14 protein-coding genes and 1 pseudogene are annotated in these 19,333 nt (G+C 30.6%); 12 read left to right on the top strand and 3 right to left on the bottom strand.

Annotated elements, in window-relative coordinates:
- Window positions 1–19: 19 nt before the first annotated feature.
- Window positions 20–2,434 (bottom strand): alpha/beta hydrolase family protein, encoded by a 2,415-nt coding sequence (locus FIA58_RS11265; protein WP_140962579.1) that lies wholly within the window; start codon window positions 2,432–2,434, stop codon window positions 20–22.
- A gap of 185 nt (window positions 2,435–2,619) precedes the next feature.
- On the opposite strand from FIA58_RS11265, the gene FIA58_RS11270 reads away from it, so the two are divergent.
- Together FIA58_RS11270 and FIA58_RS11275 are read left to right on the top strand one after the other, a co-directional pair.
- Window positions 2,620–3,627, top strand: coding sequence for a 3-oxoacyl-ACP synthase III family protein (locus FIA58_RS11270; protein ID WP_140962580.1), 1,008 nt, complete (start codon window positions 2,620–2,622; stop codon window positions 3,625–3,627).
- Window positions 3,628–3,633: 6 nt separating this feature from the next.
- Complete coding sequence (locus FIA58_RS11275) at window positions 3,634–4,146, top strand: DUF4348 domain-containing protein (RefSeq protein WP_140962581.1); 513 nt, start codon at window positions 3,634–3,636, stop codon at window positions 4,144–4,146.
- Window positions 4,147–4,181: 35 nt separating this feature from the next.
- Here the strand turns inward: FIA58_RS11275 and FIA58_RS11280 are convergent, their stop codons facing one another.
- On the bottom strand, window positions 4,182–6,536 hold the full coding sequence (locus FIA58_RS11280; RefSeq protein WP_140962582.1) for a TonB-dependent receptor domain-containing protein: 2,355 nt from the start codon (window positions 6,534–6,536) through the stop codon (window positions 4,182–4,184).
- A 180-nt stretch (window positions 6,537–6,716) separates the two neighbouring features.
- On the opposite strand from FIA58_RS11280, the gene argS reads away from it, so the two are divergent.
- The 8 genes and pseudogenes from argS to FIA58_RS11315 all read left to right on the top strand — a co-directional run bounded on the left by argS (window position 6,717) and on the right by FIA58_RS11315 (window position 15,591).
- Window positions 6,717–8,504 (top strand): arginine--tRNA ligase, encoded by a 1,788-nt coding sequence (argS, locus tag FIA58_RS11285; RefSeq protein WP_140962583.1) that lies wholly within the window; start codon window positions 6,717–6,719, stop codon window positions 8,502–8,504.
- A gap of 133 nt (window positions 8,505–8,637) precedes the next feature.
- Window positions 8,638–9,396, top strand: a pseudogene (locus FIA58_RS11290) (ParA family protein); the annotation flags it as partial.
- Window positions 9,397–9,873: 477 nt separating this feature from the next.
- On the top strand, window positions 9,874–11,205 hold the full coding sequence (locus FIA58_RS11295) for a cytochrome ubiquinol oxidase subunit I (protein WP_140962585.1): 1,332 nt from the start codon (window positions 9,874–9,876) through the stop codon (window positions 11,203–11,205).
- A 3-nt stretch (window positions 11,206–11,208) separates the two neighbouring features.
- Window positions 11,209–12,285 carry a cytochrome d ubiquinol oxidase subunit II gene (gene cydB / locus FIA58_RS11300; protein ID WP_140962586.1) on the top strand — a complete coding sequence of 359 codons (1,077 nt, stop codon included), beginning with the start codon at window positions 11,209–11,211 and terminating at the stop codon, window positions 12,283–12,285.
- Window positions 12,286–12,395: 110 nt separating this feature from the next.
- Complete coding sequence (locus FIA58_RS11305) at window positions 12,396–12,917, top strand: ferritin-like domain-containing protein (protein ID WP_140962587.1); 522 nt, start codon at window positions 12,396–12,398, stop codon at window positions 12,915–12,917.
- A 42-nt stretch (window positions 12,918–12,959) separates the two neighbouring features.
- Window positions 12,960–14,420, top strand: a complete 1,461-nt coding sequence (locus FIA58_RS11310) for an NAD(P)/FAD-dependent oxidoreductase (protein WP_140962588.1) — start codon at window positions 12,960–12,962, stop codon at window positions 14,418–14,420.
- An 85-nt stretch (window positions 14,421–14,505) separates the two neighbouring features.
- Entirely contained in the window at window positions 14,506–14,637 is a 132-nt protein-coding gene (locus FIA58_RS21655; RefSeq protein ID WP_262887682.1) for a hypothetical protein, read from the top strand.
- Between the two features lie 744 nt (window positions 14,638–15,381).
- Window positions 15,382–15,591, top strand: a complete 210-nt coding sequence (locus FIA58_RS11315) for a hypothetical protein (protein ID WP_140962589.1) — start codon at window positions 15,382–15,384, stop codon at window positions 15,589–15,591.
- A 1-nt stretch (window position 15,592) separates the two neighbouring features.
- Here the strand turns inward: FIA58_RS11315 and FIA58_RS11320 are convergent, their stop codons facing one another.
- Complete coding sequence (locus tag FIA58_RS11320) at window positions 15,593–16,717, bottom strand: hypothetical protein (RefSeq protein WP_140962590.1); 1,125 nt, start codon at window positions 16,715–16,717, stop codon at window positions 15,593–15,595.
- A gap of 144 nt (window positions 16,718–16,861) precedes the next feature.
- On the opposite strand from FIA58_RS11320, the gene FIA58_RS11325 reads away from it, so the two are divergent.
- Both FIA58_RS11325 and FIA58_RS11330 read left to right on the top strand, forming a co-directional pair.
- Window positions 16,862–17,425 carry a hypothetical protein gene (locus FIA58_RS11325; RefSeq protein WP_140962591.1) on the top strand — a complete coding sequence of 188 codons (564 nt, stop codon included), beginning with the start codon at window positions 16,862–16,864 and terminating at the stop codon, window positions 17,423–17,425.
- 197 nt (window positions 17,426–17,622) lie between these two features.
- Entirely contained in the window at window positions 17,623–19,203 is a 1,581-nt protein-coding gene (locus tag FIA58_RS11330; RefSeq protein ID WP_140962592.1) for an NADP-dependent glyceraldehyde-3-phosphate dehydrogenase, read from the top strand.
- Window positions 19,204–19,333: the final 130 nt, after the last annotated feature.

Consider the following 19,333-nt stretch of genomic DNA (forward strand, 5'->3'; position numbering starts at 1 on the left):
AACCAATAATTTAAAAAAATTAATTTTTTAAATACTTTTCTAAGAATTGGTCTTGTTCCCATAGCAAATGAAAAATATTTTCTTCAGCTACATAGCCATGACTTTCTTTAGGTAAAAGTACCATTCTAACAGGAGCACCTAATCCTTTTAAAGCTTGAAAATAGCGTTCTGTTTGTAAGGTAAATGTTCCTGGATTATTATCTGCTTCTCCATGTACTAAGAGTAAAGGTGTTTTCATTTTGGAAGCATTCATAAAAGGAGACATAGTGTTGTAAACTTCTGGTACATCCCAATAATTGCGTTGCTCACTTTGGAAGCCAAAAGGAGTTAAAGTTCTATTATAAGCACCGCTTCGAGCAATTCCGCAGGCAAATAAATCAGAATGTGTTAATAAATTAGCAGTCATAAATGCACCATAAGAATGACCACCAACGGCTACTTTTTTTCTGTTAATATAGCCTAAATTATCTACTGCATCAATTGCTGCTTTGGCATTAGCTACTAATTGTGGTATAAAAGTGTCATTTGGTTCTATTGTACCTTCTCCAATAATAGGAAATGATGCATCATCTAAAACGGCATATCCTCTGGTTACCCAATAAACAAACGAACCATAATAAGGAAATGTAAAATCATTTGGATTTTGCGTATTTTGACCAGCACTGTTTTTATCTTTAAATTCCTCTGGATAAGCCCATATTAATAGAGGTAACTTTTTATCTTTTTTAGTTCGATCATAATTTGCTGGTAAATACAAAGTGCCTGAAAGTGTTACACCATCGTTTCTTTTATAACTTATCACTTCTTTGTAGACATTGTTTAGACTTTCAAATGGGTTTTTGAAAGCCGTAACGGCAGTTAATTTTTTATTTTTTAAATTTCTAAAATAGTAATTAGGATATTCATTTTTAGATTGAATCATTACTAATAATTCCCCTTTTTTAATATCTTCAATCGATAATAAATCTTCTTTTTTATCAGTAAGTTTTGAAGTGTATAGTCTTTTTGTTTTTAAAGTATTGTTGTCAAATTCATCAATGAAAGGGAATTGGCCTTCTTTGGTATAACCATCACCAAGTAAATACATTTTATTATTTTCAATGGCTAAAATATAATTGCCCATTTCATTTTTCTTAGTTTCAAAATTACCTGGATCGTTGTATTTGTCTTGGTAGTTTCTATCCCAAATTAACCTTGGATTAGCACCTTGAACTGAAGGGTCAATTAAATAGGTTTTACTATTTCTAGTGTCATACCAATAATCAGTTACAACAGCTGTGCTTTTATTTCCCCATTGAATACCACCAAATCTTTGTTTGACTTTTAGTAATGATTTTGGATTATCTGAAAAAGGAGCATCCCATAAAAATAATTCATCTCTAAAAGGCACTTCATTTGCTTGGTCACCTTCGTCAAGTGCTTCAACAAAGTAAAGTGTTGCTGGTAAATCATTTCTCCAATTCATGTTTCTTTTACCTGTGCGGGTAGACATAAATCCTTTTGGAGCTATTTCATTCAAAGAAACTTCATTTACCGTTTTAATTTCTTTTCCATTGATATCATAAACAACTGTTATTTGAGGAAAACGACTATAAGGCACAAGATAGGAAAAAGGTTTTTCTATTGAAGTAATCATTACGTAATTCCCATCAGGTGAGAAACTAACGTCAGAAAACATTCCAGGTGTTTTAGTGAAATGTGTTTTATTTCCTTTTAAATCGATTTTATATACTACAGAAGTAGTTAATGTTTTAAAATTAGCTTCGTCTGTTTTATTTTTTAATAAATCTTGATAAGTTCTGTTTTGAGAAACTTTCCCTTCACTTTCAGAAACTGTTGGTCCTTTTGGTAGCTCTTTTTTTACGTTAATTAAATCGGGTTTATCTTGTAAAAGAGTCTTTATTAATAAGGCATTACTATCTTTAAACCAGCTAATAGGGTTTCCCATATTAGCATTTAAAAGAGAATTACTTATTTTTGTTGCTTTGGCAGTGGCTACATCAATATACCATAAAGTTACACCTACATCTGTGGTGTTAGTAAAAGAAATTAATTTTTCATTTGGTGACCACGATATATTGGCAATTTTAGGATTCTCTGGCAAACCCGTAACTTGCTTTTTTGTTTTGTCTTTTATTTTACCAATTTTTAAATTATTTACATAAGTTACTGTACTTGAAATGTTTGTTGTTGGGTTAATACGCAATCCACCCAGACGCATTTCATCTTGATTTAAATCATCAAGATGTTTGTAAGTATTTCTATAACTTAAAAGCATGTACTCCTTTTTGGTATCCATTGATACACTTGGTGCTCTTTCGTAATTGGCTAATGCTAAGATTTCTTGTGGTGGTTTTTGATACGTCAAGTTTTCCTGAGAGAACACAGTAACACTCAAGAAAAAAAAGGATAAACAGGTAAAAAATGATTTCATTTGGAATGGTATAATTAGTTTCTTTCCCAAAAATATTGAATTTAAAATCTTAAAATATGTAAATTTTGTTAAAATGTAATTTTAAAATGTCTAATTTTGAGATTAATGAAAAAATGGGCTTTGTAATTCATTTAAAATGATAATTTACTAAATTTGCCTAGCTTAAAATATAAATAGTGTAAAAAATGTATCATTCAAAAATAACAGGTTTAGGGTATTATGTTCCTGATAACGTTGTTACAAACAACGATTTATCAAAAAAAATGGATACCAATCATGAATGGATTCAAGAACGAACTGGAATTCAAGAGAGAAGGCATGTTATAAGAGGGGAAGATACCACGACTTCAATGGGTGTAAAAGCTGCAAAAATAGCTATTGAAAGAGCTAAAATAGATAAAGATGATATTGATTTTATAATTTTTGCTACGTTAAGTCCTGATTATTATTTTCCTGGACCTGGTGTTTTAGTGCAACGCGATTTGGGATTGAAAACGGTTGGTGCATTAGATGTAAGAAACCAATGTTCTGGATTTATTTATGCCATTTCAGTTGCCGACCAATATATTAAAACAGGAATGTATAAAAACATTTTGGTAATTGGTTCTGAATTACATTCCACTGGTTTAGATATGACTACTCGTGGTCGAGGTGTTTCTGTAATTTTTGGTGATGGAGCAGGAGCAGCTATCTTAAGTAGAGAAGAAGATTTGTCTAAAGGAATTTTGTCAACGCATTTACATTCTGAAGGACAACATGCAGAGGAATTATCTTTAATTGCTCCAGGAATGGGAAAACGTTGGGTATTAGATATTCTAGCAGACAATGATCCAAATGATGAAAGTTATTATCCATATATGAACGGTCAGTTTGTATTTAAAAACGCAGTTGTTCGTTTTAGCGAAGTCATTAATGAAGGTTTACAAGCTAATAATTTACAAGTTTCAGATATTAATATGTTGATTCCGCATCAAGCGAATTTGAGAATTTCTCAGTTTATCCAACAAAAATTCAAACTAACGGATGACCAAGTGTATAACAACATTCAGAAGTATGGAAATACAACTGCAGCTTCTATTCCAATTGCTTTAACAGAAGCTTGGGAACAAGGGAAAATTAAAGAAGGGGATTTAGTGGTTTTAGCTGCTTTTGGAAGTGGATTTACATGGGGAAGTGCAATCATTCGTTGGTAAATAAAAATGATAAATAATTTTAAGAATAAAACTGTTTTGTCTAGATTGACGAAACAGTTTGTTTTTGTGATGAGTTTCTTTACTTACTTTCTAACTATCAGTTGTAAAAATGAGAATGTAAAAGAAGCAGTTAAAGAGACTGAAACCAAAAACAAGTCAAATATAGAAGTTGAATATAAAGAAGTTGAACCAAAAATAGAAGAAGAATTTTCAAATTTCATTGAAAAATTCAGCAAAGATTCCATTTTTCAAATAAGCAGGATTCATTTTCCATTAACCATTCAGCTTTTAGATGATGATTTTGAATTAGTTGATTTCTCAATAGTTAAGGGTGATTATTTGATGTTGACTTTCATGTATCCTTCTGATTTTGTTGAGTTTAAACAAAAGACTGTTGTTGATGAAAACGATGCTTTTATAGAAGTTAGAGGTACTGGTAATGGAATAATGATTGATTATTTCTTTGAAAAAATAAATGGAAAATGGCAATTGAAAACTTGGGTAGATAAATCAACATAAAAAATGCGATTCAATTTTGAATCGCATTTTTTTGATCACAATAAACCACCACTTTTTTGAGTTTCATTGTTGTCTCTTGATTTTCTTTGTAAGGCTTTGTTTTTTCCACCTCCAAAACGGTAATTAAAACCTAAATAAACGGTTTGACTTTCCCAATGAAATTCACCAACTTGTCTATAAGGTAAGTCTCCGTCAAAACTAAATTTCATCGCTTTAAAAATGTCACTAAAACGCGCACTAACAGTTCCTTTTCCTTTTAAAACTGTATAACTAGCTCCTAAATCGGTTCTCCACATTGGTTTTCTTACGAATTGTAAGTTGATGTCTTTTCCTCTGTACATTCCAAAAAGTTGAAAACGTAAATCTTTAGTAGCTTTGAACGTATTATTAATTCTACTATTAAATATGGTTGTATTTGCCTCTACATAATCGGTTGCCACAACACCTCTTATTTTTCTAAAATAAGCATCAATTCCAAAATTGGCACTCCACCATTTAGTGAAATTTAAATTTCCAGAGATTTCCATACCAAAAGCATCATTGTCCTTGAAATTGTCATATGACAAGATGTTTTTATTGGGATCAGTTGGACTTTCATAAATATATCTGCTAATTTCATCGTAGATTTTTCTATAAAATATCCCTGAAGTAATAGAACCAATTTTTGTACGTCTTGTGTAATTCAACTCAAAAGAGTTAGTAAACTGAGGGTCTAAATCAGGATTTCCTTTTGAATCAATCGTTGGTGTAGACCATTCTCTAATAGGGTTTATTTGTTGAATACTAGCTCTATCTACTCGTCTTGCTACGCTAAAGTTAAAAGAGTTTTTGTCGTTTGGATTGTAACTCACAAAACCAGAAGGATAAACCGTTATAAAACTATCTGAAAATTGAGCTTGATTGTTACCAACTTGTCTAAAATCAGCTTCTGCTTCAAATTTTTCTACTCTAGCTCCAGCTTGTGCACTCCATTTTTTCCATTGTTTGCCGTATGTTGCGTAAGCAGAATAAATTCTTCTTTCATAATTGAAACTTGAATTATATGAGTTATCAATGTTTAATAAATTATCAGTACTTTCAATTCTTGTTTGTAAACCGGTTTCTAGTTTAGTCGATTCACTTAATGGATTCACATAGTCTAGGTTGATAATTATATTGTCATTATTGTTGGCTACAGTATTTAAGGTATAGCTAGGAATTAATGGAAAGTCAAAAGTGGTTCTTTCTGGACTATCATTAGTATTATAATTTACTTCTAATTCAATATTTTCTCCTTCTTTTTTGAAATTATGTTTGTAATCAAAGTTATAAGCCTGAGAATTGCTTTCTGTTTTCGAATTGAAAAGCTGTAAAATATCTGCTGTTGTCATATTTTCATAATCAACAAAAGTTCTTCCTATTCCATCACCATCAAATAAATTTTGAGTTGTGTAAAATGAAAGCGTATTGTTGTCATTGATGAAATAATCCATTCCCACTTTAAAAAGATGAGAAGTGTTTTTATTGTTGAATTTAAAATCCTGACGGTTTTTATTATTGGTTTCGAAACTGTTTATGAAACCATCATTTGCATTTTTTCCATGATTGAACCCATAATTGCCATAAAAATTAACTTTTCCAGTTTTATAATTCAAATCGAAAGAGGAGTTTGCTTTTGGTGTAATACCAAATGTTACTCCAGAATTGATAGAGCCATTAAAACCATCATTTGCATTTTTATGTAATACAATGTTAATAATACCACTCATCCCTTCAGGATTATATTTTGCTGAAGGATTTGTAATTAATTCGATTTGTTTGATAGAAGCCGATGGAATCTGTTTTAACAATTGTTCAGGGGAAATATTGGTTGGTTTTCCATCAATTAAAATTCGTACATTAGAATTACCTCTTAAAGTAATTTGATTTGTCTGAGGATCAACTGAAACTGAAGGAATATTATTCATTATTTCTCCAGCAGAAGCTCCAGCACTAATTAAATCTTTCCCAACATTAATGACTTTCCTGTCGATTTTTTGTTCCATAATAGAGCGTTCTTTTACGACTTCTACTCCAGCTAATTGAGCAACATCTTCTTCAATAGCAAGTGTTCCCATGTCTATTCTAGTATTAGTGGTTAAATCTACTTCTTTTAAAAGTGTTTTGTAACCAATAAACTGGATTTCTACACTATACTTTTGTGGAACTAATTTGCTAATTTCAAAATTTCCGGTCTCATTGGTAATGCCACCTGTTACAATAGCATCATTGTTTTTAACAACAATAGTTACGTAAGGTAAAGGTTCATTCGTTTTTTTGTCAATTACTTTTCCAGAAATATTCCCAGAACTTTGAGCAAATAGGTTGATACAACTACTCAAGGTAAGTAAAATAAATAATTTTAATTTCATTTTAATAACTGTTTAACGTGATTTGATTGATGATATATAATAGACTGTATATTTTTTAATTTGTTACACCATCAAGTTTTATTTGGCTTTTTTTTAACAATTTTGGTAAAATTATACTGACTAATTACCAATTACTAACCACTAATCACTAAATTTGCACCTTTATAAAATCAAAGAAAAATGACCTTACAAGAAACCCTTACGAAACACATTTTAGAAGCCGTTCAATCTGTATTTGATTTAACCATTGAAAAAGTTGAATTTCAAGCGACTAGGAAAGATTTTGAAGGAGATATTACTATGGTTGTTTTTCCATTGGTGAAACTGTTAAAAGGTAACCCAGTCGAAATTGGAACAAAAATTGGAAACTATTTAGTTGAAAATGTAGCTGAGGTTGAGAAGTTCAATGTAGTAGCTGGATTTTTAAACATAGTAATTTCTGATGTTTTTTATGTGAATTTCTTTAATTCTATCAAGAATAATGAAACTTTTGGTTTTGTAACTCCGACAGAAGGTGAAAAGTCAGTTATGGTGGAATATTCTTCACCAAATACCAATAAACCTTTGCATTTAGGTCACATACGTAATAATCTATTAGGATATTCTGTGGCTGAAATAATTAAAGCTTCTGGAAAAAAAGTATATAAAACGCAAATCATCAACGATAGGGGCATCCATATTTGTAAGTCGATGTTGGCTTGGCAGAAATTTGGAAATGGAGAAACACCCGAAACCTCTGGTTTGAAAGGAGATAAGTTGGTTGGTAATTTTTATGTCGAATTTGACAAACAGTATAAAAAAGAAATAAACGAATTAATAGCTCAAGGAAAGACAGAAGAAGAAGCTAAAAAAGCAGCTCCTTCAATCATTGAAGCCCAAGAAATGCTTCGTAAATGGGAAGCAGGTGATGAAGAAGTGGTAGCACTTTGGAAAACTATGAACCAATGGGTTTATGATGGTTTTGAACAAACGTATAAAAATCTTGGTGTTGATTTTAATATACCAAATTACTACGAAAGCAATACCTATTTATTAGGAAAAGAAGTAGTGCAAATAGGTTTAGAAAAAGGGGTTTTCGAAAAAGACCCAGACGGTTCAGTATGGATTGATTTAACCGAAGATGGTTTAGATAGAAAAATTGTTTTGCGTTCCGATGGAACAGCAGTTTACATGACACAAGATATTGGAACAGCTATTCAACGTGTAAAAGATTATCCAGATGTAGGTGGAATGGTTTATACGGTTGGTAATGAACAAGATTATCATTTTAAAGTATTGTTCTTAATCTTGAAAAAACTAGGCTTTGATTGGGCTGAAAACTTATTTCATTTAAGTTACGGAATGGTAGAATTGCCTTCTGGAAAAATGAAATCGCGTGAAGGAACCGTTGTAGATGCTGATGATTTAATGGAAGAAATGACCGTGACGGCTAAAAATATTTCTGAAGAATTAGGTAAATTAGATGGCTATTCTGAAGAAGAAAAAGTCGCTTTATATGAAATAATCGGGCTAGGCGCTTTGAAATATTACATGTTAAAGGTTGACCCTAAAAAACAAATGATGTTCAATCCTGAAGAATCTGTTGATTTTAATGGAAATACAGGACCATTTATTCAATATACTTATGCTCGTATTCAATCGATTTTAAGAAAAGCCGATTTTGATTATCAAAATACTGTAGTTTCTAGTAGTGTTGAGATACATGAAAAAGAAAAAGAATTGATTAAGCAAGTACAATTATTTCCAGAGGTGATTCAAAATGCAGCAGAGAATCATAGTCCAGCATTAATAGCGAACTATATCTATGATTTAGTGAAAGAATTTAATTCTTTTTATCAAAATGTACCTATTTTACCAGAGCAGGATTTAGAGAAAAAAGCTTTTAGAATACAATTATCAAAATCAGTGGGTAACACTATTAAAAATGCGTTTCAATTATTAGGAATCCAAGTTCCAAATAGAATGTAGATTATAACACTTTATTTATATACAAATAAGAGGTCATTTTAGGCCTCTTTTTTTAATAATATATTTCATATATTTGTAAGAAAAGTTGAAAATTTAGAAAAAGAATACTTATTAATGACTTACTTAGTGTTTGATGTGTAGGGTTATTGCAATAGCAAATCAAAAAGGAGGTGTAGGAAAATCATCTACTTCTATAAATTTAGCAGCTTCACTAGCTGTTTTAGAGAGAAGAGTACTCCTTATTGATGCAGATCCACAAGCAAATACTTCAAGTTCATTTCCAGTAGTTGATAATGAGAATTGTACATTTACAATTGATTTGTATAATTATGCTAAAGATTCAATTAATCCATTTAGGACATTAACACCTAATTTAAGTTTAATTCCAACAAATATTAATTTAGCAAATCTTGAAATTCAAGAAAAAAATTATTTTGGTACACATCATGAATTAAAGCATTCTTTAGAAGATCTAAAAAAGGAATATGATTATATTATAATAGATTGTGGTCCATCGTTAAACTTTATTACTACAAGTTTTTTATGTATTTCAGATTCACTTTTAATACCTGTACAATGTGAATTTTATGCACTCAATGGATTGTTTAAATTATTTAATGTGTTTAAAACAATTAAACAAGAATATAATCAAAATTTAGATATTGAGGGGATTTTAATAACGATGTATGATAAACGTTTGGCTTTTTCTAATGTCATTGTTGATCAAATAAAGAATCATTTTAAAACATTAGTATTCAATACTATTATTGTGAGAAATGTAAAAGTTAGTGAAGCGCAAAGTCACAGAAAAACGTTGATTGATTATGATGCGAGTAGTAAAGGAGCATTAAATTATTTATCTTTAGCTACAGAAATTATAGAGAACAATAAAAATGATGAAATGAATAATGATAGTTTAGGTAGAAACTTAAATCAAATTTTAGAAGAGGCAAAAAATGAAAATGATTTAAGTACTATTTTCGAAAGATTGCCAATTAATAAAGAGAATAAAGACTCCAATTATATTTCTAAGAATTATGAAAAGTTAATTGGTTTAAGTAAAAAAGATATAAAAAGTATTTTCTCGGAATCATTCAATGATTTTTACAGTGATGTTTGGGTTTTTAGAATTAATGAAAAAATCAGTTACTTTAAGAAAAATTATCTTTATATTCACTTTACTAATCAAAAAGTAGAAAAATATGAATTAACTGTTTTTAAACGAAGAGAATAAGTAGTTTTTTTATAAACAATAGTCTATTTCTTTCTTGTTTTTCAAATTGTTGATTATATTTTTTTACTGAAATAAGTAACAAAAGTTACATGCATTCTTAGCATTCTTGCGTATTTTTGTACAAATACAACTACAATGGAAGAAATGTTATTCTACGATAGAATGCAATTTGCATTTACTATCACGTTTCATTACTTATTTCCACAACTTACTATGGGACTTTCCCTAATTATTGTTTATTTCAAGTGGAAATTTATAAAAACACAATCCGAACACTATAATGATGCTGCTAAATTTTGGATGCGTATTTTTGCACTCAATTTTGCTATGGGTGTTGTTACAGGAATTCCTATGGAATTTCAGTTTGGAACCAATTGGGCCAAATTCTCTGAACTAACAGGAGGTATCATTGGACAAACCTTAGCGATGGAAGGTATGTTTTCCTTTTTTTTAGAATCGTCCTTTTTAGGGCTTTTTTTATTTGGGGAAAAACTCCTAGGACAAAAACTCCATTTTCTTACAGGATTTTTAGTTTTCTTAGGTTCTTGGGCAAGTGGTTTCCTTATTATAGCTACGCATTCTTGGATGCAAAATCCTGTAGGTTATGAAGTTTTAGCAAATGGGAAATTTGTTTTAAATAATTTTGGAGCTCTATTTACCAATCCTTGGTTGTGGCCTTCTTATTTACACAATCAAGCGGCCTCATTGGTGACAGCTTCTTTTGTGGTAGCAGGGATAGGAGCTTTTTATATTCTAAATAAAAAGAACGTTGAATCTGGAAAACTATTCCTGAAAACTGGAGTGATTTTTGGATTGATTGCAAGTTTAATAGTGGCTATGCCAACTGGAGATATGTTAGCTAAAAATGTTGTCAAACATCAACCCGTAACTTTCGCAGCGATGGAAGGTATTTTTCACACCGAAAAAGGAGGTTCTGAAATCATTTTAATTGGTCAGCCTGATGTGAAAAATAAAAAACTTGACAATAAAATTGCAGTACCTAATATTTTAAGTTTTCTAACTTATGGCAATTGGGAACAAGAAGTAAAAGGACTAGAAGAATATTCAGAAGACGTGCATCCCACTAATATTTCAGGTTTGTATTATGGCTATCATATTATGGTTGGTTTAGGAACTATTTTCATTGGATTAATGGCTTTTGCACTTTTTCAATTAATTCGAAAAAAACTCTATACTACAAAATGGGTTTTATGGACACTAGTATTCATGATGCCATTTCCATATATAGCAAACACCACGGGCTGGTATACAGCAGAATTGGGAAGACAACCTTGGTTGGTGTATAATTTGCTAAGAACAGCAGAAGGAGCTTCACCTACTGTTTCTTCAGGTAACACTTTATTTACCTTATTAGGATTTATAGGATTGTATCTTCTGTTAGGAATGTTATTCTTACTATTAGTTGGAAAAATTGTTCGTAAAGGACCAAAACCTCAAACTCATTAAACTATGGAATTTTTTTGGTATATCGTTTTAATCATCATGTTAGCGACCTATGTGGTTTTAGATGGTTATGATTTTGGAGCAGGTATTGTACATTTCTTTTTCGCAAAAACAGAAAAAGATAAAAAAAATATTACCAATGCTATTGGCCCTTTTTGGGATGCCAATGAAGTATGGTTGATTGCTACAGGAGGTGTTTTGTTTTTTGCTTTTCCCACACTTTATGCTTCTTCGTTTAGTGGTTTCTATTTGCCATTAATCATGATTTTATGGTTGCTTATTTTTAGAGCCGTTGGGTTAGAGTTAAGAGGACAAGTACATCATCCTATGTGGGAAGCCATTTGGGATAAAGCTTTTGGAATAGCAAGTTTACTTTTAGCGTTGTTTTTTGGAGTAGCTTTAGGTAATGTTGTTAGAGGCGTAAATCTGGGTATGGTAGAAAATGGAATTTCCACAGAAGAAGCACATTATTTCTTTTTACCACTTTGGAACCCTACTTTTAGTCCACAAGCAAATCATTTAGGAATCATCGATTGGTTTACTTTATTGCTAGGAATTATTAGTGTAGTAGCTTTGACCATTCACGGTGCAAATTGGATTATCTTCAAAACGAATTCTGATATTAATGTAAAATTAAAAGAAGTAATTTTTAAGTTGAATTTTGCACTCTTAGGTTTAGTTATTATATCTATTTTTATTTGGCACATCATTGAACCAAAGCCTTTTCATAATTTTTTTAAATATCCCTTTCTTTGGTTATTACCAATACTAATGCTTATAGGACTTTTAGGTCTATTCAAAGTAAAAACATTAAAAAAAGACGGATTAGGTTTTCTGTTTTCGACGCTTTTTTTAGTTGGTGGTTTAGCTTCAACAGTAGCTTCCATTTTTCCAAATTTATTACCTTCAACAAACAAAATAAATCCTTCTTTAACATTGTATAATGTAGCAGCAGACCACTATGGACTTTCAGTGGGTGTTTATTGGTTTATCATAGCTATTTTACTAGTAATTGCATATTTTGTAATCCAATACAAAGTGTTTAAGGGTAAAATGGATGATGTAGGTTATGGAGAGCATTAATAATTAAATTTTAAAAGTGTCTTTTTAGGCACTTTTTTTATGTAACAAATGTAACTGTAGTATTCTGGAAATTTAACCAAATTTGTATAGTAACCTCAAGTCATATACAAATGAAAAATAAAATAAAATTTAGATTTTTAGCAATCTTGTTAGTAACCTTAACAAATATTTTTTGTCAAAATAACTCTGATACCAAAATCCTATCACAAGAAGAAATCAATACTATGAGATTCATGTTAGAAGAAGAAAAAGTAGCTTTTGATGTGTATACTTTTTTAGGTGAAAAATGGAATTTACAAGTATTTGCTAATATCAAGCGAAGTGAAGCCAAACACATGGGAGCCATGAAAGGACTACTAGAACGAAATACTATTTCATATCAAATTAGTAGTGAGTCAGGAGTTTTTTTTAATGAAGAACTAAAAATAATGTATAACAATTTAATCGCTAAAGGGTCGCTTTCAGTAATCGATGCCTTGGAAGTAGGTAAAGCAATTGAAGAAAAAGACATAGAAGATTTACAAGTTGCCATTAGTCATTCCAATGATAGTTATACTAAACAAGTTTATACTAATTTGTTAAATGCTTCTTATAATCATTTAAATGCTTTTAATCGCAATCTATCGAGATAGTACTAGAATTAAACCAATAACTAACTACTAAAATAATTTAAAATGTCAAAAATAGTCATATTGGGAGCAGGTATTTCAGGTCATACTGCAGCTGCTCATTTAAGAAGAAAGCTTGGAAAAGAACATGAAGTGCTTGTTGTTTCTCCTAATCGTAATTATCAATGGGTGCCTTCCAATATTTGGGTAGGTATTGGTAGGATGAAATCGAAAGAATTGATTTTTCCATTAGAACCTTTATATAAAAGAAAAGGAATTGGATACAAACAAGCGAGAGTAGTTTCCTTTCATCCAGAAGGTAATAAAGAAGTAGAAAAACCTTTTGTAACGGTGGAATATGTTTTTGGTGAAACCAAAGGAACTCAGGAAAACATTACTTATGACTATTTAATAAACGCAACCGGACCTAAATTAGCTTTCGATTTAACAGAAGGTTTAAATCCGGGCACTAATAAAGCTTATTCTGTTTGTACTTATGATCATGCTGAACACGCTTGGGAAGGATTACATGCAATCATAAAACAATTAAAAACAACAGATGGGAAATTAAAAATTCTTATTGGAACAGGGCATTCCAAAGCAACTTGTCAAGGTGCTGCTTTTGAATATATTCTAAATGTTGAAAAGGAATTGGTAAAACATGGAGTAAGAGATAAAGCTGAAATTACATGGATTTCTAACGAATATAAATTAGGTGATTTCGGTATGGATGGTATGCTTTTAAGCTATGGTAATATGATTATGAAGTCGAATGAAATGGTTGAAATGATCTTTGAAGATCGAGGTATCAAATGGATTTTAGAAGCAGGTGTCTATAAAGTTGAAGATGGAGTAGCTTATTATGAAAATTTAGAAGGAGAATATAAAACAGAAACGTTTGATTTTGCGATGTTAATTCCAGCTTTTTCGGGTCATGGTTTTAAAGCTTTTGATAAAAATGAAGTTGATGTTACTGATAAATTATTCAAAGGATTTATGATAGTAGATGCTGATTACACACCAAAACCTTACGAGGAATGGACCGTTCAAGATTGGCCAGAAACGTATCAAAACCCTACTTATAAGAATATTTTTGCTCCAGGAATTGCTTTTGCACCACCACACTCGATTTCTAAACCAAGAAAAAGTAAAAATGGTACCGAAATTTTTCCAGCACCTCCAAGAACAGGGATGCCTTCTGGAATTACAGCAAAATTGGTAGCAGATAATATTATTGATAGTATCAAATTTGGTAAAGAATCATTACATCATAAAGGTTCTATGGGAAATATGGGAGCCGCTTGTATTGCTTCTGCTGGATATGGAATGACCCAAGGAAGTGGTGTAAGTATTACCACTTATCCAATTGTTCCAGATTATAAAAAATATAAAAATACAGGAGGAAGAGATTTGAAAAAGACTTTTGGAGAAATTGGTTTAGCAGGACATTGGGTAAAACTTGCTTTGCATTATGCATTTATATACAAAGCTAAAATGAAACCTTTTTGGTGGTTAATTCCCGAATAGTTTTTGAAAGAAGAAAGAGAAAAGATAGGGAGAATAATAGTAAGGAAATACAATTTATTCTTCTTCAACATAAAACTTAAATAATATGACACAAAGAATATCAAAATCACAGCGTTCTAATATGCAAAATCTATTTATTCAATTTTTTAAATTCATCTACTTAAATATTAGAATTTTAAAAATTGTTGCAGGTGGTCATGGAGGAACTAGAAAATAATTATTGTTTTAACGAATGATAATGGTTAGTAATTTTTATTGGTTAGAAAAGAGTCACTTTTAAGTGACTCTTTTTGTCTTTTTAAGAAGCAAAAACAGCATTTATACGTATAAATACGTATAAAAAAACACCAAAAATACGTATAAATACGTATTGCACTATATAAAAAAACGTAGTATCTTTACAGTAACAAAAATCATAACTCTAAATCCATAAGGGATTAAATGTGATTTTTTATTTGCCACCTTATTAAATTTAGTTTTTTTCTTTTAGAGAATAGTAATCGTCCTTCTGATTTGCTATGAAATCTTAACCAAAATTTTAACTTAATAAATATTTATCCCATGAAAAGACTAATATTTGTACTCGTTTTAATTTTGTTAAATTTTATGACGTTTAATTTTTTAAAAAATCATTTTAAATCAAATTTTACTTTTGATGAAATGATAATGATATTACTTGTTTCTTTTATTGCAATTTCTATTATGTGTTTCATTGTTTCTTTTTGTAAGTATATTTTGAAACTTTACGTAGAAAAGTCAGAAGCTCCTTTTAGGACGATGTATGTAAACCTTTATTTAGATGTATCCATAACAATTTATGCTTTATTAATGTTGGTTACTTTACTAGCTTTTATTTAAAACATTTTACTAATAAAAAATAGTATTGCTACATTACTATTGACATACTGTTGTCGCAACATAGTTTTAAATTTGTGAAAACAAATAAAAAGGAACGCTAATTATGGTTTACGTTTTCAAAACATCAATTCAATACAAAAAACAGATTAAGGATATTTCTAAAAATCTTAATGAAATAAATGAAATTAAAAAATGGAATTTTGATTTAGAAGATTGTGATAATATTTTGCGAATAGTAGCCGAGACTGATATTACTAGTTCGGTCTATGAAATATTTGATGCTTTAAATTACAGTTGTATTGAATTAGAATAAACTATTGTATGGAAGAGTTAGTTACAGCAATAGGTGTGTCGCTATGCATTGAAATACTTGGATAGACAGGATACCAAGAACCTCCTATGTTATTTCTAATAGTCGAGTTATCAATTCTAATGTTACCTGTATGGTTATTACTCACAAAAAAGATAGAAGAACCATAGGAATTGACTTCATTTTGTTCCAATAAAGAACCAAGAATCGTTAACGTCATTTCATTACCATCATTGTAAATTGCACCACCACTTCCACCACCAGGAGTTCCAGATTGTGCAGGATTACCACCATTACCTATAGCTTTATTGTGTGAAAATAAGCTATTGATGATTGTCCAAGAAGTTCCAATACTACTTATAGCTCCTCCATTTGAGCCAATATTTCCATAAATTGCTCCACCACCAAAGGTTGTATTCACCACATAAATAGGCAAACTATTATATTGACTAAAAGCTCTAATAGCTCCTCCACCTATATCTGGACCTGTGCCGATACAGCGGTTATTGAAAAAACGACAATTCACCACTTTCAATCGGCCACCTCTTGCCCAAATGGCTCCACCACCTCCAGAAGCACCACTATTCATATTATTTCCATCTGCAAAAGTGATATTCTGAACCGTTACTCTTGGATGATCTTGGTTTTGGCAATGAGAAGTTGTCCAAACTAAGTCTTGGTCACAAGTGTTCATATATAAAATGCGAGTTGTTCCACCACCACTCAAAGTCACTAAACCACCACCATCAATTACAACGTCTGGATTAGCATTATTAAAAACTTTAGCTGGTCGATCCATAACAATAGTCACAGGATTTGGACCACAATTAAAAGTAATTTTACCTCCTTGTGCAACTGCATTTACAACAGCGTCACAAGTACAACTTTCAGGAGTTCCATCACCAACTACCACATCAGGATTAGATATGTTTTCTGGACCTGCTCCAGCAGGAATGGAAGCATTGCCGTTTGGATTTCCAGCTGCTGGCCCATCTTGAGGGTTTTCTAAAGGATTGTGCACTTCAATTCCTTGTTCCTCTGAAGGAGAATCTTTGGAACAACTTATAAAGAATAAGAATAGTAAAGTGTAAATTGATATTTTACTGTAGGTTAAGAGGTTAGTTTTCATAAAGTTTGTTTGAAAAAATATAACGAAAAATTATTAAAATAATTGTTTGAATGTCAGCTTTTTATGTAATAGGGTGTGTGTTAATTAATATGATAGGTGAAACAGAGTTATATAAAAGTTATTTTTGACTAAAAATTGTAATAAATGAAAACAATCTTTATTCTATTTTCTTTTGCTATTCTTTCCTGTAATACAAATAAAAAAATAGAATCAGAAACTACTAATTGTGAAATTATAATTGTTCCAAAAGAACAAGGGCACGAATTGGTTTCAATATATAAAGACATAGATACTTCCTGTTTTTTTAAGAATCAGTTTGTCGAATTTGACAAAATAAACAATGGTATTTTATATTATCAAAGAACAGATGGTCATGAATTTGGTAACTTTTTAACCATAGATTTCGATGCTAATTTTTCTGCTGTAAGAAAGTATGAGAATTTTAGTAAACCCATAGAGTTTGTTGAAGAAGATAAAAAAGTTCTGGATGCTATTTGGAGTAATTTAATCACAGAAAATTATTATCAACCTTGTAAGTTTGCTCAGAACCATTTTACTATGTACTTGTTGATTATTAAAAAAAACAATAAAATAGTAGTAAATTATTTTTCCCCATTTGAAAGTCTTTTTTATGTAAAACCTATCAACGAAAATTTCAAAAACACCCAAATTATTTTTGAAATAGTATATAGAAATTCGTTTCAATAGCAATTTTAATATTGTGTTCCTATTTACTTTTTACTACGAAAACGTTTGATAAAATGTTGATTTTTAACAAATCAACAAGAATTCATTATATAATGTAGTTTGGAGTTAAAATATTTGTTTGTTAACCAAAATAGTTAGACTTTTATAAAAGACTTGAATGAAAATAGACGGTCAAATTATAAAATAAACTATAAGATATGAAAATGATTCCAGGAAACATAATAATTAAAGAACCTTTACATCAAAAAGAATACTTACTAAACGGTGAATTGAAAATTTGGAAAGGAGAAACGGCTAATGTTTTTTCAAGTATTTCCAGTACAGAAATCTATGCACCAACTTTATTGGGTTCTGTGCCTAATATGAACGAAGCGGCAGCTTTGGAAGCTTTAAACTCTTCAGTAAAAGCCTATAATAATGGACAAGGTGATTGGCCAACTATGAAAGTACAAGATCGTATCAAATGTATGGAGAAATTTGTTGTGCAGATGAAAGCAACAAGAAACGAAGTAGTCAATTTATTAATGTGGGAAATTGGAAAAACTTTACCAGACAGTCAAAAAGAGTTCGATAGAACTGTAGAATATATTGAAGATACCATTCAAGGGTATAAAGATTTAAATCAAAAAGGCAATCGTTTTAATACGGTTCAAGGAATTAATGCCATGATTAAAAGAAGTCCGTTAGGAGTGGTGTTGTGTTTAGGACCTTATAATTATCCGTTAAATGAAACATTTTCATTGTTAATTCCTGCAATAATAATGGGAAATACAGTTTTATTCAAACCGGCTAAATTCGGAGTGTTGTTGTTGGCTCCTTTGTTGAAAGCGTTCCAAAGTTCGTTCCCAAAAGGAGTCATCAATATTCTATACGGTAGAGGTAGAGAAGTAGCTGCACCAATTATGCAATCTGGATTAGTAACTGTTTTGTCATTAATTGGAAACAGTAAATCGGCAATTGCTTTACAAGATTTGCATCCCAATAAAAATAAATTACGTTTGATATTAGGCTTGGAAGCCAAAAATCCAGCAATCATATTACCAGATGCTAATTTAGATTTGGCTGTTTCCGAATGTATTTCAGGTTCGCTTTCGTTCAACGGGCAAAGATGTACTGCATTGAAAATCATCTACGTTCATGAATCGATAGCTGCAGAATTCAATAAAAGATTTAGTGAAAAAGTAGATGCCTTGAAATTTGGAAATCCTTGGGAAGAAAATGTTTTTTTGACACCTTTACCAGAACCAGATAAACCTAATTATATTCAAGAATTAATTGATGATGCCAAAGTCAATGGAGCTTCCATCATTAACAAAAGAGGAGGAGAGCGTATGGATAATTATATTTTTCCAGCCGTTTTATTCCCAATAAATAAAAAAATGCGAGTGTATCACGAAGAGCAATTTGGTCCAGTTGTACCTATTTTGACTTTTAAAGACATTCAAGAACCTTTAGACGATATGGCAGCTTCTGATTATGGACAACAAGTAAGTCTTTTTGGAAAAGACATTACAACCGTTGCTCCATTGATAGATGTTTTAGTAAATTTAGTGTGTAGAGTAAACTTAAATAGTTCATGCCAAAGAGGACCAGATGTTTTCCCATTCACAGGAAGAAAAGATTCCGCTGTGGGAACACTAAGTATTCATGATGCTTTACGTTCGTTCTCAATAAGAACTTTTGTAGCTTCTAAAGATAACGACTACAACAATGCCATCTTACAAGAGTTATTAGACAGTAAAAAAAGTAATTTTATCAATACAGATTATATTTTGTAAGTATTTATCTTGCTTTTAAATTTAAATAAAACAAACTAGTTTAGAAATAAGCTAGTTTTGTTCTTTTAAGAAACTTATAAGCTAGATCAAAAATGCTCTCTTATTAGTTTTACAGGAAGTATATATTGTT

It is taken from the genome of Flavobacterium jejuense (assembly GCF_006491595.2).
Taxonomy (GTDB): domain Bacteria; phylum Bacteroidota; class Bacteroidia; order Flavobacteriales; family Flavobacteriaceae; genus Flavobacterium; species Flavobacterium jejuense.

What these genes read in the sequence shown, in the direction of transcription:
- FIA58_RS11265 (WP_140962579.1), bottom strand. Translation starts at nt 2,434, where the DNA reads ATGAAATCATTTTTTACCTGTTTATCCTTTTTTTTCTTGAGTGTTACT.
- FIA58_RS11270 (WP_140962580.1), top strand. Translation starts at nt 2,620, where the DNA reads ATGTATCATTCAAAAATAACAGGTTTAGGGTATTATGTTCCTGATAAC.
- FIA58_RS11275 (WP_140962581.1), top strand. Translation starts at nt 3,634, where the DNA reads ATGATAAATAATTTTAAGAATAAAACTGTTTTGTCTAGATTGACGAAA.
- FIA58_RS11280 (WP_140962582.1), bottom strand. Translation starts at nt 6,536, where the DNA reads ATGAAATTAAAATTATTTATTTTACTTACCTTGAGTAGTTGTATCAAC.
- argS (WP_140962583.1), top strand. Translation starts at nt 6,717, where the DNA reads ATGACCTTACAAGAAACCCTTACGAAACACATTTTAGAAGCCGTTCAA.
- FIA58_RS11295 (WP_140962585.1), top strand. Translation starts at nt 9,874, where the DNA reads ATGGAAGAAATGTTATTCTACGATAGAATGCAATTTGCATTTACTATC.
- cydB (WP_140962586.1), top strand. Translation starts at nt 11,209, where the DNA reads ATGGAATTTTTTTGGTATATCGTTTTAATCATCATGTTAGCGACCTAT.
- FIA58_RS11305 (WP_140962587.1), top strand. Translation starts at nt 12,396, where the DNA reads ATGAAAAATAAAATAAAATTTAGATTTTTAGCAATCTTGTTAGTAACC.
- FIA58_RS11310 (WP_140962588.1), top strand. Translation starts at nt 12,960, where the DNA reads ATGTCAAAAATAGTCATATTGGGAGCAGGTATTTCAGGTCATACTGCA.
- FIA58_RS21655 (WP_262887682.1), top strand. Translation starts at nt 14,506, where the DNA reads ATGACACAAAGAATATCAAAATCACAGCGTTCTAATATGCAAAATCTA.
- FIA58_RS11315 (WP_140962589.1), top strand. Translation starts at nt 15,382, where the DNA reads ATGGTTTACGTTTTCAAAACATCAATTCAATACAAAAAACAGATTAAG.
- FIA58_RS11320 (WP_140962590.1), bottom strand. Translation starts at nt 16,717, where the DNA reads ATGAAAACTAACCTCTTAACCTACAGTAAAATATCAATTTACACTTTA.
- FIA58_RS11325 (WP_140962591.1), top strand. Translation starts at nt 16,862, where the DNA reads ATGAAAACAATCTTTATTCTATTTTCTTTTGCTATTCTTTCCTGTAAT.
- FIA58_RS11330 (WP_140962592.1), top strand. Translation starts at nt 17,623, where the DNA reads ATGAAAATGATTCCAGGAAACATAATAATTAAAGAACCTTTACATCAA.